We start from the raw sequence: 14076 nt of genomic DNA, 5'->3' as shown, positions 1-14076 counted from the left end.
GGCGCCGCTCAATCGACCTGCGCCTTCGGCCGCGGCGGCGGCTGCGTGCAGCCCTTCGCCTTGCCGTCCTTGGCATCGGATTTCTCGCCGGGCACGAACAGGGCCGAGACGCGGCCGCCCGCCACCGGGTCCATGTTCGCCCGCCCGGTGTTCATGTCGTAGACGAGCCGCTGCCCGCGAGTGACGTTCTGGCACTGGCTCAGGACGACGTTGCCGGTCAGCACGATGCGCTTGGCATCCTGGTCGAACACCGCGTGGTCGCCGGTGGCGACCTGGTCCTTCTGCACCACCGTCACCGGCCCGGCGCAGTCGACCTTCTGGATCCCGTTCTCGGCGGGGTTCCGCGGCGCCGCGTCGGCGCCCTCGTCCCGCGCCTCAGGCTTGGCGTCGCCCTTGGCGCCCTTGCCCGACGCGTCCTTGCCGCGCTTGTAGGTCACCGTCATGGTCGAGCAGCGGATGGTGCTGTCGCCCTGCACGGCCACGACGTTGCCGGCGAAGACCGCCCTGTTCTCCCGGTCGAACACGTCGAGCCGGTCGGCGTCGATCTTGATCGGGTCCTTGCCGCCGCCGCCGATATTGCCGAAGGGCGAGTCCTTGCGCGCCGGCTTCTCGGCCAGCGCCGGACCGGCGAGGACCAGCCCGGCCGCCAGGGCGGCCCACAGGATGCGGGCGGCGCTCATCGCGCACCGTCCGCGGCTTCGGCATCCGAGGTCAGGATGCGGGCCTGCGGCTTCTCAGCCTGATCCTCGTTCGCGATGACCACGTGGACGTTGCCCACGAAGGAGATCCGCTTGCCGTTCTCGACGACGTCGAGGGTGTCGGCCTTCACGTTGGCCCGCGGGCTCGAGACGGTGACGGGTTCCTGCGAGCTGATCGAGCCGGTCTTGAACGCGACGGCGGCGGAGCGCAGCCGCGCCTCCTCGCCCTTGTCGGTCCAGATCCGGATGTCGTCCTTCAGATCGAGCGCCTCGCGGGCGGTGTCGAACAGGCCCGAGGCCGCCGAGAGGCGGGCGATGCCGCCCTGATCGTCGGTGGCGATGTGGCCGCGCATCTGCTGCAGCTCGATCTGGCTCGGCTTACGGACGTCCTGAAGGGCCGCGTCGGCCGTCACCTCGTAGCCGCGCGTGCCCTGGCGGAAGCCCGAGAGCCGCGGGTTCTCCATGCGGACCTTGGAGCCGGCCAGCGTCACCGGGCCGACCGAGACGCCCGGCAGCTGCGCCGCGAAGGGATTGAACAGGTAGCCCAGCAGCAGCGCCACCGCGCCGCCGGCGACCACCGGAATCAGCCGGCGCATGGTGCGCACGCGTCCGCTGTGGCGGTACGCCCGGGCGTGGGCCCGGGTCCGCGCCGCCGCGACCGCCTGTCCGTTGCCGGCTTCAGCCTCGACCGGGTTCATGCAGCGTCCGTGAGGCGCGCCCGAGGCGCGCGAGAGGGTTCGGCTCAGACGCCTGCGGCCCCCACCGCGCCCGCGCCTTCGGCCGGGCAATGATCCCGACCGGTGGCGAAGTTATGGCTCGACCATTTCCGAATGATCAACCGAACCCACAATCATCCCGAACGGATGTGTGTGGAGACACACGCCGCGCGCGGCGTCCCGGCAGCGTGCAGCGCGGGTCTCCGTAGTCCTACGCGCCCCGCGCGGCCGCGAGCGCCGCCGCCACCGTGCGGGCGAAGCCCGCCGGGTCGCGGGGGCTGTCGCCGTCCTGGATGCGGGCGAGGTCGAGGAGCGTGCCGGCGGCCTGCGGCACCTCCGATTCGGGTGCCGCGGCCAGCGCCCGAATCAGAGGGTGGCGCGGGTTGATCTCCAGGATCGGCTGCCCGGCACCGGCCCGCCCGGCCCGGCGCATGAGCCGCTGCATCTGCAGGTCGGGTCCGCCGGTGCCGGCCGAGAGGACCACGGCCGAATCGACGAGCCGGTCGGTGGTGCGCACGTCCGAGACCTCGGCGCCGAGCGCCGTCTTCACGGCGGCGACGAAGGCGTCGATGCCCTCCGGCGCCTCCGGCTGCTCGCCCTCCGGCGCGAACTTCGACAGGTCGAGGCCGCCCTTGGTGATCGAGCGGAGCGGCTTCTCGTCGAAGGTGCCGAGCTGATCGGGCCAGAAGGCGTCGACGTGGTCAGAGAGGAGCAGCACCTCGAGGCCGCGGGCCCGGAAGCCCTCCAGCTGCGGCGACGACTTGAGCGCCTCGGCGTCGTCGGCGACGAGGTAGTAGATCGCCTCCTGGCCGTCCTTCATGCGGGACACGTAGTCGGGCAGCGAGGTCCAGCCCTCGACCGCCGAGGAGCGGAAGCGCAGGAGCGGCGCGATCTCGCCCCGGCGCTCGAAATCCTCGTAGATGCCCTCCTTGAGGACGGGGCCGAAATTCTCCCAGAAGGACTGGTAGCCCTCCGCGTCCTTGGCGCGGGTGGTGAGTTCGGAGACGACGCGCCCGGTGACCGCGCGGCGGATCCGGGCGAGCGCCGGGGTCGATTGCAGCATCTCGCGGGAGACGTTCAGCGGCAGGTCCTCGGTGTCGACGACGCCCTGGACGAAGCGCAGCCACGGCGGCAGCAGCTCGGCCTCGTCGGTGATGAACATCCGCCGGACATGCAGCCGGACCTTGCTCTGCCGCTCGTTCTCGAGGGCCTGGAACGGCTTCGAGCCGGGGATGAAGAGCAGCGCGGAGAACTCGAGCTGCCCCTCGGCGCGCCAGTGGAGCGTCGCCCACGGCTTGTCGAAGTTCATGCCGATGGAGTGGTAGAATTCCTCGTACTGCTCCTCGGTGACCTCCGACTTCGCCTTGCGCCAGAGCGCGGTCCCCTGGTTGGCGGATTCGTCCTTGCCGTCGCGCACGACGGCGATCGGCACCGTGATGAAGTCGGCCCATTTCCGCACGAGGTGATCGAGCCGGTAGGGCTCCAGGTACTCGTCGGCATCGTCCTTGAGGTGCAGGACGATGTCGGTGCCGGGCTCCGCCCGCGTCGCCGGTTCGAGGGTGTAGCTGCCCTGCCCGTCCGACGCCCAGGCCCAGGCCTCGTCGCTGCCGGCGCGGCGCGACGTGACGGTGACCCGGTCGGCGACCATGAAGGCCGAGTAGAAGCCGACGCCGAACTGGCCGATCAGGCTCGGCCGGTCCTCGGCCTTGGCGGATTCCAGCGTCTGCGAGAAGGCCCGCGTGCCGGAGCGCGCGATGGTGCCGAGGTTGGTGGCGAGATCCTCCTTGGTCATGCCGATGCCGGCATCCGAGACGGTGAGGGTCCGCGCCTCCTTGTCGGGCGCGATGCGGACCTTGGCGTCCGGCGGGAGGGCGCTCGCCGCCGAGGTCAGCGCCTCGAATCGTCGCCGGTCCATGGCGTCGGCCGCGTTGGCGACGAGCTCGCGCAGGAAGATCTCGCGGTCGGAATAGAGCGCGTGCACGACGAGGTCGAGAAGGCGACCCACCTCCGCCCCGAACTCGTGCCGCTCGATCGTCTCGCTCACGGGTGATGCCTCCGCTGTGGGGAAATTGCGGTGGCGATATGCTGGCGAACGGGGCCGTTTTCAATGCGAAAGACGGCCGGCCTCGGCCTCCGATGCGCCGCTCACGCGCGACGCGGCCGGTCAGATCTCGATCTCGGTCCCAACCTCCACGATCTGCCGGGTCGGCAGGCAGAAATGGGCGCCGGTGCGCTCGGCGTTGCGCTTCATGAAGGCGAACATCGCCTCCCGCCAGGGCGCCATGCCGGGATGGGTGGGCGACGGGATGACCACTTCGTGGCCCACGAAATACGTCATGTCCTCGAGATATTCCGGCGGCAGCAGCCCGCTCGCCACCGCGCATTGCAGCCCCTCCGGGATCGAGGCGGTCTGCATGAAGCCGTAGCGCAGGACGACGCGCTCCATGCCCGGCGTGTACTTGGAGATCGCCTTGCGGATGCCTTGAGCCACCAGGGTGACCTGCGCCCGCTCGCTCGCCGGGATCACCGGCTCCTCCTCGTAGACGACGGTGATCAGCAGGATCCGTTCGTGCAGGCAGCGACTGCGCTCCAGCAGGCGGCCGAGCGCCATCGGAATGCCCTCGGTGGCGGCGGTCAGGAAGGCCGCGGTTCCGGGCAGCGTCACCGGTGGGTGGGAGCTGAGGCTGGACAGGAAGGCCGCCTCGGACATGCGCATGGTCTGACGGACGGATTCGAGAACGTGGTTGCCCTTCATCCAGGTCAGCATCAGGAAGGCGACCGCGCCGGCGAGCAGCAGCGGAAACCAGCCGCCCTCGAACAGCTTCACGCTGTTGGCGGCGAAGAACACGAGGTCGATGCCGAGGAAGAAGCCGTTGACCGCGAGGACCAGGATCGGGTTGTAGCCCCAGCGGAGCGCGATCAGCGCGGCGAGCAGCGTGGTGATGCCCATCAGCGCCGAGACCGCGATGCCGTAGGCGCCGGCCAGGGCGTCCGAGGAGCCGAACACCACCACGGCGGTCAGGGTCGCCGCGGCCAGCAGCCAGTTCACCGCCGGCACGTAGATCTGGCCGCGCTCGTCCTCATCGGTGTGCACCACCCGCATCATCGGCATGAAGCCGAGCTGGATCGACTGCTGGGTGAGCGAGTAGACGCCCGAGATCACCGCCTGCGAGGCGATGACGGTGGCCATCGTGGCGAGCGCCACCAGGGGGTAGTGCGCCCAGTCCGGCGCGAGCCGGTAGAACGGGTTCTCGATCGCGCTCGGGTCGGCGATGATCAGCGCGCCCTGCCCGCAATAGTGGATCAGCAGCGCCGGCAGCACCAGGGCGAACCACGCGGCCCGGATCGCCGGCGCGCCGAAATGGCCGAGATCGGCGTACATCGCCTCGCCGCCGGTCACCGCCAGGAAGGCCGCGCCCAGCATCAGGAAGCTGACGTGCCAGCCGGCATGGATCAGGAAATCCACGGCCCGGAACGGGTTGGCCGCCGCCAGGATCTCCGGCGCGCGCAGGATGCTCGGGACCGCGAGCAGGACGAGGACGACGAACCAGACCAGCATGACGGGCCCGAACACCCGGCCGATGGCGGCCACACCCTTGTGCTGGACCAGGAACAGCCCGACCAGGATCACCAGCGTGATCGGCACCACGTACGGGCCCAGACCCGGCGCGTCGACCTTCAGGCCCTCGATCGCCGACAGGACCGAGATCGCCGGCGTGATCGCGCCGTCGCCGTAGAGCAGCGCCGCCCCCACCAGCCCGACCACCAGCAGCAGCGCCTTCCACGTGCCCGGCCGGGCCTGACGGGCGCCGAGCAGCGCCAGCATGGCGACGATGCCGCCCTCGCCGCGGTTGTCCGCGCGCAGGATCAGCACCGCGTATTTCAGCGACACGATCAGGATCAGCGACCACAGGATCAGCGAGACCGCGCCGGTGGCCGCCGCCGGCACCGAGGCGCCGCCGGCCGTCGCCGCCTTCACGGCCTCCTTGAACGCGTAGAGCGGGCTCGTGCCGATGTCGCCGTACACGACGCCCAGCGCGCCCAGCATGAGCGCGGTGCCGGGTCCGTGCCGGGTCGCGCCGGGCTTGCGCGCCACCGGCGCCGCCGGGAGGTCGACCGCCGGGGCAGCCGCGGAAGGCAGGGCTTGGCTCACGGTCGGGTCCGGTGATGGCGTCGCTGTTGGGCGAAACCTTAGCGAGTCGGTCGCGCGGCGATAGACTCGTGACATCTCCGGAGCGACCTCGACGAAGACTTGTCACCCGAACGTGATGACAATCGAACCACCGCGACGGCCCCGCTGCACCGGTGGCGAACGGGACCCGCCGGTCAGGCGGCGTCGAGCCCGAGGTCGATGATCGCCGCCGAGTGGGTGATCCAGCCGCAGGAGATCAGGTCGACCCCCGAGGCGGCGACGGCCCCCACCGTCTCGCGGGTGATCCGGCCCGACGCCTCGGACAGGGCGCGGCCGTCGATCATCGCCACGGCGCGGGTCAGCTGATCCGGCCCCATATTGTCGAGGAGCACCGCGTCGACTCCGACCGACAGGGCCTCCTCCAGCTGCTCCAGGCTGTCGACCTCGCACTCGATTTTCACGAGGTGACCGGCCCGGGACCGCGCGCGCTCGATCGCCGGCACGATGCCGCCGGCCACCGCCACGTGGTTGTCCTTAATGAGCACCGCGTCGTCGAGGCCGAAGCGGTGGTTCGAGCCGCCGCCGGCCCGGACCGCGTGCTTCTCGAGCGCGCGCAGGCCCGGCGTGGTCTTGCGCGTGCAGACGATCGATGCCTTGCCGTGCGGGCGGGCCGCCGCGACGAGCCCGTGGGTCGCGGTGGCGACGCCCGACATCCGGCAGAGCAGGTTCAGGGCGACGCGCTCGGCGGTGAGGATCGCCCGCGCCGGACCTTCGAGCCGCAGCACCACGTCGCCCGGCGCCACCCGGGCGCCGTCGCCGCGCTCGACGGTGACGCTCACCGCCGGATCGATCAGCGCGAACGCGATGGCGGCCGCGTCGGTGCCGGAGATCACGCCGTCCTGGCGGGAGGCGATCACGCCGCGCATCCGCTCGCCCGGAGGCACGATGGCGTCGGTGGTGATGTCGCCCGCCCGGCCGAGATCCTCCAGCAGGGCGGAGCGGACCACCGGCTCGACCAGGAGCCGCGGCAGGGGCAGGATCTCCTCGGAGAGGACTGATTGGGTCATGGCGTCAGAACCTCCTCGGCGGCCACCCGGCCGCTCTGCGCCGCCCGGAGTTCGGCCAGCGAGGTCTCGGTGTGGGTCGCGGCCGCGAGATGCGGATGATCGCTCCGCCAATGAGCGCCGCGGCTCTCCCGGCGCTCCAGTGCGCCGCGGGCGATCATCAGCGCCACCAGGGCCGCGTCGCAGGACTCCGCCTCGGGCGCCAGCGCGGTTACCGCCGCCGCGAGACCGGCGGCGTCGCGCACGACCCCGACCTGGCGCTCCATCAGGGTGCGAATCGCCGGCAGGTCGCCGGAGCCGCGGGCGGTCACGGCCTGCGGCACGATGGCCGCCGGCGCCGGCGCGTCGAGCCCGTCGGCGATGAAGCGCGCATAGGCGAGCCCCTCCAGCAGCGAGTTGCTGGCGAGCCGGTTGGCGCCGTGCAGGCCCGTGGAGGAGACCTCGCCGCAGGCGTAGAGACCCGGCACCGAGGTGGCGCCGTGCGCGTCCACTTTCACGCCGCCCATGTGGTAGTGGGCCGCCGGGCGGACCGGGATCGGCTGAACGGCCGGGTCGATGCCCGCGGCGGCGCAGAGCCCCGCCACCGTCGGGAAGCGCGTCGGCATCGCGGCGCCGAGGGCGCCCCGGGCGTCGAGATAGACCGTGCGGCCCCGCTGCAGCGCCTGGAAGATGCCGCGGGCGACGACGTCGCGCGGCGCGAGATCCCCGCCCGCGATGCCGGCCATCACCGGGGCGCCGGTCTCGTCGATGAGGCGGGCGCCCTCCCCGCGCAGGGCCTCGGTCGCGAGCGGCATCGGGTCGGCGCCGGCCGCGATGGCGGTCGGGTGGAACTGCACGAACTCCATGTCGCGCATCACCGCCCCGGCCCGGGCGGCGAGCGCCAGGCCGCGTCCGACCGCGCCCGGCGGATTCGTCGTCGCCGCGTAGAGGGCGCCGACGCCGCCGGTGGCGAGCACGACGGCGCGGGCCGGGATGCGGAACAGGGCGCCGTCGCGCTCGGCGACGATGCCGGCCACGNGACCGCCGCGGCGATGCCGCCCTGCGCCCAGCCGGTGGCCGTGCCGAGGCCGAGGGGTGACGCGGTGACCAGCGTCACCGGGCGGGGCGCGAGGCGCAGCGCGACGCTGAGGCCCGCGACGCCGCCGCCGACCACGACGACGCGGTCGGCGAGTCTGGGGGAGACGGCGTTCATCGCGTGCGCACCTGGAGCATGCGCTCGACCGCGGCCCGGGCCCGGTCGGCCAGCGCCGGGTCGACCGTGACCTCGTGGGTCATCGTCTCGAGCGAGCGCCGGATGTTGCGCAGGCTCATCCGCTTCATGTGCGGGCACATGTTGCAGGGCTTGATGAATTCGATGTCCGGGTTCTGCGCCGCGATGTTGTCGGCCATGGAGCACTCGGTGACGAGCACCACCTGCTTCGGCCGCTTCTCGACGACGAAATCCATCATCATCGCGGTGGAGCCGGAGAAGTCGGATTCGGCCACCACGTCCGGCGGGCATTCCGGGTGCGCGATGACGGTGACACCGGGATAGCTGTCGCGGACGTCGCGGATGTCCGCTGGCGTGAAGCGCTCGTGCACCTCGCAGTGGCCGGCCCAGGTCAGGATCTCGACCTCGGGGACCTCGGCCTGGACGTTCTGCGCCAGGAACTCGTCCGGGATCATCAGCACGCGGGGCGCGTTCAGCGACTTCACCACCGCGACAGCGTTGCCAGAGGTGCAGCACAGGTCCGACTCGGCCTTCACGGCCGCCGAGGTGTTCACGTAGGTGACGATCGGCACGCCCGGGTACTTGGCGCGCAGGCCGCGCACATCCGCGGCGGTGATCGAATCGGCCAGCGAGCAGCCCGCCCCCATGTCGGGAATCAGCACGGTCTTGCTCGGGTTCAGGAGCTTGGCGGTCTCGGCCATGAAGTGGACGCCCGCCAGCACGATCACGTCGGCGTCGACCGTCACCGCCTCGCGGGCGAGCGCGAGGCTGTCGCCGACGATGTCGGCCACCGTGTGGAAGATCTCCGGCGCCTGGTAATTGTGCGCCAGGATCACGGCGTTGCGCTCGCGCTTCAGGCGCAGGATCGCCTCGATGTCCGGCGCCAGCGCCGGCCACTCGATCGCGGGAACGTGCCGGCTGACACGGGCGTAGAGATCGGGAAGCGGCAGGCCCGGGATGGGCGTGCGGGAGACGGTTGCAACGGTCGCCGCCATGGCGTCCTCCATTATGCTCAGTTTGAGCATTGTGCCGTCTAACTTATGTGGGCCGGACGCGCCTGTCCAGATATGCTAGCTGTGAGCATAAATCTTTTGCGGCGCGATGTTACGCTGCGCCGCCGAAGGCCGATCGGTCAGCAGAAGGTGGCGGGGTCCGGCCCGATCCGGCCGTCGGGCCGGTCGAGCGCGGCGATCCTCTCCATCTCGTCGGCGCCGAGTTCGAAATCGAACAGCGCGATGTTCTCGAGGATGCGCTCGGGCCGGGCGGTCTTCGGGATGGCCACGCAGCCGATCTGCACCTGCCAGCGCAGCACCACCTGGGCGGGGCTCTTCCCGTGCGCCTTCGCGATCGCACCGATCACCGGGTCATTCAGCTCCTTGCCCTGTCCCAGGGGACTCCAGGATTCGGTCACGATGCCGTGACGGGAATCGTCGGCCCGCGGCGCCTTGCGCTGGAAGCGCGGGTGCTGCTCGATCTGGTTCACCGCGGGCGCCACCCCGGTCTCGCCGACGAGGGTGGCGATGTGCTCGGGCGTGAAGTTCGAGACGCCGATCGACTTCGCCCGCCCCTCCTCGCGCAGCTGGATCAGCGTCTTCCAGGTCTCGACGAACAGGCGCCGCTGCGGGCACGGCCAGTGGATCAGGTAGAGGTCGACATAGGGGAGGCCGAGGCGCTGCAGGCTCTCGTCGAAGGCCCGCCGCGTCTCGTCGCGGCCCTGACGGTCGTTCCAGAGCTTCGTGGTGAGGAAGATCGCGTCCCGGGGCACCTGCGCGTCGCGAATGCCCCGGCCGACGCCGGCCTCGTTGCCGTAGACGGAAGCGGTGTCGATCAGGCGATAGCCCGCCTGGAGCGCCCGGCCGACCAAGTCCGGCGCCTGCTCGTCCGAGAGCTGCCAGCAGCCGTAGCCGATCTGGGGAATGCGGCGCCCGTCATTGAGCGGCAGGGTCGGAACGGCCATGGGGCGAGCCTCCGGTGTCGTTGTCCGATCAACCCAAACGCTCGCAGCGGGACGCGTTCCAAGGCGCCGCCGTCTTTGCGAGCACCGCGAAGCAATCCAGCGGGGCCACGGTCACCGATGTCGCGCTGCCCTGGATCGCTTCGCGTCGCTCGCGATGACGAACTGCAGGAGGCCAGCACGCGCAGCCGCGAAGCCGCGGTGAACGGGCGCAGTCTGGACCGGATCTAATCCCTCGAGCTCGGCGTTGGCACACTGGATTCCAGACTGCGTCGCGCCGTGATGCGTCGCGCATGGGCGGGATAGCAGCATGACAGACGCGACTCCGAAGAAGCCGTTCGCCTTGACGCGGCGGGCCGTGGTGGAGGGCTGCGCCGCGGCCGGGGCGCTCGGCGCCCTGGGCTTCCGGCCTGCGCCCGCGGCGGCGGCCCCGGGCGACCCGGCCCCGCAGACCATGCCGGTGCGGCTCACGATCAACGGCCAGCCGCGGGATCTCGTCCTCGACACCCGCACGACGCTGCTCGACGCCCTGCGCGAGCATCTGGCGCTCACCGGTACCAAGAAGGGCTGCGACCACGGCCAGTGCGGCGCCTGCACGGTGCTGGTGGACGGAAGGCGGATCAATTCCTGCCTGACGCTCGCGGCGATGCACGAGGGCGATCAGGTCACCACGATCGAGGGGCTCGCCGACGGCGACCAGCTTCACCCGATGCAGGCGGCCTTCCTGGAGCATGACGGCTTCCAGTGCGGCTACTGCACGCCGGGCCAGATCTGCTCGTCGGTCGGCATGCTGAGCGAGGCCAAGGCCGGCTGGCCGAGCCACGTCACCGAGGACATCGCCGCGACCCCGACGCTCAGCGACGCCGAGATCCGCGAGCGGATGAGCGGCAACATCTGCCGCTGCAGCGCCTACCCCAACATCGTCGCGGCGATCCGCGACACCGCCGCCAGCAACCTCTGAAGGGGGCGGACATGAAGGCTTTCACGTACGAGCGTCCGGCCACGGTTCAGGACGCCGCGAAGCTCGCGGCCGAGCGGCCGAACGCCAAGTTCATCGCCGGCGGCACCAACCTCCTCGACCTGATGAAGCTCCAGATCGAGACCCCGGCGACGCTGATCGACGTCAATCGGCTGCCCCTCGACAAGGTCGAGGCCACGCCGGAAGGCGGTCTGCGCATCGGCGCCCTGGTGCGGAACGCCGACCTCGCGGCCGACCCGCGGGTCCGAAAGGACTACGCCGTGCTGGCCAAGGCGCTGCTGGCCGGTGCGTCGGGGCAGCTGCGCAACAAGGCGACCACCGCCGGCAACCTCCTCCAGCGGACGCGGTGCTACTACTTCTACGACACGGCCATGCCCTGCAATAAGCGCGCGCCCGGCTCCGGCTGCTCGGCAATCGGGGGGTTCAACCGCATCATGGCGGTGGTCGGCGCGAGCGAGGCCTGCATCGCCACCAACCCGTCCGACATGAACGTCGCCATGCGGGCCCTCGACGCCACCGTCGAGACGATGAACCCGGACGGAAAGGCGCGCAGCATCCCGATTGCCGACTTCCACAAGCTGCCGGGCGACACACCGCAGATCGAGACCGACCTGCGCATGGGCGAGATCATCACCGCCGTGACGCTGCCGAAGCCGGTGGCCGGCACGCACATCTACCGGAAGGTCCGCGATCGCGCCTCCTACGCCTTCGCGACCGTGTCGGTAGCCGCCGTGATCGCCGGCGCGGAGGGCAGGAAGCCGACAGCCGCGCGCCTCGCCTTCGGCGGGCTGGCGCACAAGCCCTGGCGGGTCGCCGAGGCCGAGACGGCCCTGGTCCAGACCGGATCGGCCGACGCCGCCGCCGACGCGGTTCTCAAGGGCGCCCGCGGCTACGGCAGCAACGACTTCAAGATCCCGCTGACGCGCCGGACCCTCCGGGCCGTCGTGGCCCAGGCGACCCGCGCTTAAATCCCGGCAAGGACCGTTCCCATGGAGATGAACCAGCCGATCGGCCGGACGCCCCTCGACGATCGGCCCGACGGGCTCGTCGGCAAGCCGCTGAACCGGGTCGAGGGCAAGCTCAAGGTCACGGGCCACGCGCCCTATGCCTACGAGACGCGGGCGCTCGAGAACCCCGCCTACGGCTTCATCGTGCCGGCGACGATCGCCTCAGGCACGATCCGCTCAATCGACGCGGAGGCCGCCCGCAAGGCGCCGGGCACGATCCTGGTCCTGACCCATGAGAACGTGCCCGAGCAGGGCGAGAAGAAGGAGCAGGTCTGGCCGCAGCTCCAGGGAACCGAGGTCCGGTTCTACGGGCAGCCCGTCGCCTTCGTGGTCGCCGAGACCTTCGAGCAGGCCCGCGCGGCCGCCCTGCTGGTCAAGGTCCGGTACGACGCGGCCCAACCCAAGGGGCTGCTCAAGGACAGTCTGGCCGCCGCCTACGAGCCGAAGCCGGTCAACTCGCCGCCGGATACGAAGCTCGGTGATTTCGACGCGGCCTTCGCGGCCGCGCCGGTGAAGCTCGACGTGGAATACGTCACGCCGAACCAGATCCACGCGCAGATGGAGCCGCACGCCACCATCGCCGCCTGGGACGGCGACGGCGTCGTGCTGCACACGTCGAACCAGATGCCGAACCGGGGCCAGAAATCCCTCGGCTCGGTGTTGAAGCTGCCGCCCGAGAAGGTGCGGATCGTCAGCCCCTACATCGGCGGCGGCTTCGGCTCGAAGCTGCAGGTCCAGCCGGAGGCGACGCTCGCGATCCTGGCCTCGAAGCTGATCCAGCGCCCCGTGAAGGTCGCGCTCACGCGTCAGCAGGAATTCCACGTCGCGACTCACAGGACCGACACGATCCAGCGGATCCGCCTCGGCGCCGACAAGGAGGGGCGCCTCTCGGCGATCAGCCACGAATCGTGGTCCGACACAGCCGAGGGCGACGGATTCTTCGAGACCTCGGCCAACGTCACCCGCTCCCTGTACGCCGCGCAGAACCGCGTGACGCGCCACAGGCTGGTGAACCTCAACATGCCGATCGCCTCGGCGATGCGCGCGCCCGGCGAGGCCGTGGGCCAGCTCGCCTTCGAGTGCGCCATGGACGAGCTCGCCGAGCAGCTGAAGGTCGACCCGATCGAGCTGCGGGTGCGCAACGAGCCGGCCGAGGATCCAGAGAAGAAGGTCCCGTTCTCGACCCGCAAGCTCGTGCCCTGCATGCGCGAGGGGGCGCGCCTGTTCGGCTGGGACAAGCGGCAGGCCGCGGGCTCCCGGCGCGAGGGCAACTGGCTCGTCGGAATGGGCATGTCGGCGGCCGCCCGCCTCAACCCGCTGATGCCGTCCGCCGCGAAGGTCCGGCTCGGCCCGGACGGCGTGCTGGTGGTGCGGATGGCGATGACCGATCCCGGCACCGGCACCTACACGATCCTCACGCAGATCGCCGGCGAGATGCTGGGGCTGCCGCCCGAGCGCGTGCGGGTGGAGATCGGCGACACCGATTTCCCCTTCGCGGCCGGCTCGGGTGGATCCTTCGGCGCCGGCTCGGCGGGCTCCGCGCTCTACGTCGCCTGCGACAACCTCCGGCAGGCCCTGCTCAAGGCCGGCGACCTCAACCCGGACGGCGCCACCTTCCGCGACGGCGCGGTCACGTCCGGCAACCGCACGGAATCCCTCACCGATCTCGCCAAGTCCGGGCTGGAGGCCTCCGGCGAGATCAAGCCCGGCGAGATGAAGCAGAAGTTCTCGCAGTACTCCTACGGGGCGCACTTCGCCGAGGTCGGGGTCGACGTCGATACCGGCGAGATCCGGCTGCGGCGGATGCTCGGCGTCTTCACCGGCGGCCGCATCCTCAACGCCAAGACCGCGCGCAGCCAGGCGATCGGCGGCATGACCTTCGGCGTCGGCGCGGCGCTGATGGAGGATGCGGTGGTCGATCCGCGCTACAGCTACTTCGTCAACCACGACATGGCCGAGTACCACGTGCCGGTCCACGCCGACGTTCCCGAGATCGACGCGGTGTTCCTGCCGGAACTCGACGACAAGGCGAATCCTCTGAAGAGCAAGGGGCTCGGCGAGCTCGGCATCTGCGGCGCCGGCGCCTCGCTCGCCAACGCGATCTACAACGCCACCGGGATCCGGGTCCGCGACTATCCGATGACCCTCGACAAGATGCTCAAGGGCTTCGAGGAGCAGGAGGGGCAGGCGCAGCGGCGGACGTGATGCGCGGCGCCGCCGTCGCGGCGGGTTCTTCGCCGATCCGGGGGCGGGTTCCGGCAACGCCGCGCCCGTCAGAGCCGCCGGTGCAGCGGGAGCGGAGCGCGTCCCGGCGCC

At 71.0% G+C, this 14076-nt stretch carries 10 protein-coding genes and 1 pseudogene; 3 read left to right on the top strand and 8 right to left on the bottom strand.

Annotated features, from left to right (window positions below):
* Positions 1 to 8: 8 nt before the first annotated feature.
* From MOTC310_RS13000 to MOTC310_RS12965, 8 genes and pseudogenes are all read right to left on the bottom strand, one after another.
* Positions 9 to 680, bottom strand: a complete 672-nt coding sequence (locus tag MOTC310_RS13000) for an LptA/OstA family protein (protein WP_331302056.1) — start codon at positions 678 to 680, stop codon at positions 9 to 11.
* A complete protein-coding gene (lptC, locus tag MOTC310_RS12995) occupies positions 677 to 1396 on the bottom strand; it encodes an LPS export ABC transporter periplasmic protein LptC (RefSeq protein ID WP_331302055.1) in 720 nt (239 codons plus the stop codon). The genes MOTC310_RS13000 and lptC overlap by 4 nt, the downstream gene beginning before the upstream one ends.
* 229 nt (positions 1397 to 1625) lie before the next feature.
* Positions 1626 to 3458: a molecular chaperone HtpG gene (gene htpG, locus MOTC310_RS12990; protein ID WP_331302054.1), complete on the bottom strand. Its 1833-nt coding sequence runs from the start codon at positions 3456 to 3458 to the stop codon at positions 1626 to 1628.
* Positions 3459 to 3578: 120 nt separating this feature from the next.
* Positions 3579 to 5462, bottom strand: a complete 1884-nt coding sequence (locus MOTC310_RS12985; RefSeq protein ID WP_331302227.1) for a potassium transporter Kup — start codon at positions 5460 to 5462, stop codon at positions 3579 to 3581.
* A 278-nt stretch (positions 5463 to 5740) separates the two neighbouring features.
* Positions 5741 to 6613, bottom strand: coding sequence for a carboxylating nicotinate-nucleotide diphosphorylase (nadC, locus tag MOTC310_RS12980; RefSeq protein WP_331302053.1), 873 nt, complete (start codon positions 6611 to 6613; stop codon positions 5741 to 5743).
* A pseudogene (locus tag MOTC310_RS12975) lies at positions 6610 to 7802 on the bottom strand (FAD-binding protein). Before MOTC310_RS12975 ends, nadC begins: the two are co-directional and overlap by 4 nt.
* Positions 7799 to 8815: a quinolinate synthase NadA gene (gene nadA, locus MOTC310_RS12970; RefSeq protein WP_331302052.1), complete on the bottom strand. Its 1017-nt coding sequence runs from the start codon at positions 8813 to 8815 to the stop codon at positions 7799 to 7801. Before nadA ends, MOTC310_RS12975 begins: the two are co-directional and overlap by 4 nt.
* A gap of 137 nt (positions 8816 to 8952) precedes the next feature.
* Entirely contained in the window at positions 8953 to 9777 is an 825-nt protein-coding gene (locus MOTC310_RS12965; RefSeq protein WP_331302051.1) for an aldo/keto reductase, read from the bottom strand.
* A 307-nt stretch (positions 9778 to 10084) separates the two neighbouring features.
* Between MOTC310_RS12965 and paoA the strand changes: the two genes are divergently transcribed.
* The 3 genes from paoA to MOTC310_RS12950 are packed head-to-tail and all read left to right on the top strand — an operon-like array spanning position 10085 to position 13965.
* Positions 10085 to 10735 carry an aldehyde dehydrogenase iron-sulfur subunit PaoA gene (paoA, locus tag MOTC310_RS12960; protein WP_331302050.1) on the top strand — a complete coding sequence of 217 codons (651 nt, stop codon included), beginning with the start codon at positions 10085 to 10087 and terminating at the stop codon, positions 10733 to 10735.
* A gap of 11 nt (positions 10736 to 10746) precedes the next feature.
* Positions 10747 to 11721 carry an FAD binding domain-containing protein gene (locus MOTC310_RS12955; RefSeq protein WP_331302049.1) on the top strand — a complete coding sequence of 325 codons (975 nt, stop codon included), beginning with the start codon at positions 10747 to 10749 and terminating at the stop codon, positions 11719 to 11721.
* Positions 11722 to 11742: 21 nt separating this feature from the next.
* Entirely contained in the window at positions 11743 to 13965 is a 2223-nt protein-coding gene (locus MOTC310_RS12950; protein WP_331302048.1) for a xanthine dehydrogenase family protein molybdopterin-binding subunit, read from the top strand.
* Positions 13966 to 14076: the final 111 nt, after the last annotated feature.

The organism is Methylobacterium oryzae, assembly GCF_036441375.1.
GTDB lineage: Bacteria > Pseudomonadota > Alphaproteobacteria > Rhizobiales > Beijerinckiaceae > Methylobacterium > Methylobacterium oryzae_A.
This window is presented reverse-complemented; position numbering and strand designations above follow the sequence as displayed.

Coding starts and splice junctions, on each gene's coding strand:
- paoA (WP_331302050.1), top strand. CDS start 10,085: ATGACAGACGCGACTCCGAAGAAGCCGTTCGCCTTGACGCGGCGGGCC.
- MOTC310_RS12955 (WP_331302049.1), top strand. CDS start 10,747: ATGAAGGCTTTCACGTACGAGCGTCCGGCCACGGTTCAGGACGCCGCG.
- MOTC310_RS12950 (WP_331302048.1), top strand. CDS start 11,743: ATGGAGATGAACCAGCCGATCGGCCGGACGCCCCTCGACGATCGGCCC.
- MOTC310_RS12965 (WP_331302051.1), bottom strand. CDS start 9,777: ATGGCCGTTCCGACCCTGCCGCTCAATGACGGGCGCCGCATTCCCCAG.
- lptC (WP_331302055.1), bottom strand. CDS start 1,396: ATGAACCCGGTCGAGGCTGAAGCCGGCAACGGACAGGCGGTCGCGGCG.
- MOTC310_RS13000 (WP_331302056.1), bottom strand. CDS start 680: ATGAGCGCCGCCCGCATCCTGTGGGCCGCCCTGGCGGCCGGGCTGGTC.
- nadC (WP_331302053.1), bottom strand. CDS start 6,613: ATGACCCAATCAGTCCTCTCCGAGGAGATCCTGCCCCTGCCGCGGCTC.
- MOTC310_RS12985 (WP_331302227.1), bottom strand. CDS start 5,462: ATGCTGGGCGCGCTGGGCGTCGTGTACGGCGACATCGGCACGAGCCCG.
- nadA (WP_331302052.1), bottom strand. CDS start 8,815: ATGGCGGCGACCGTTGCAACCGTCTCCCGCACGCCCATCCCGGGCCTG.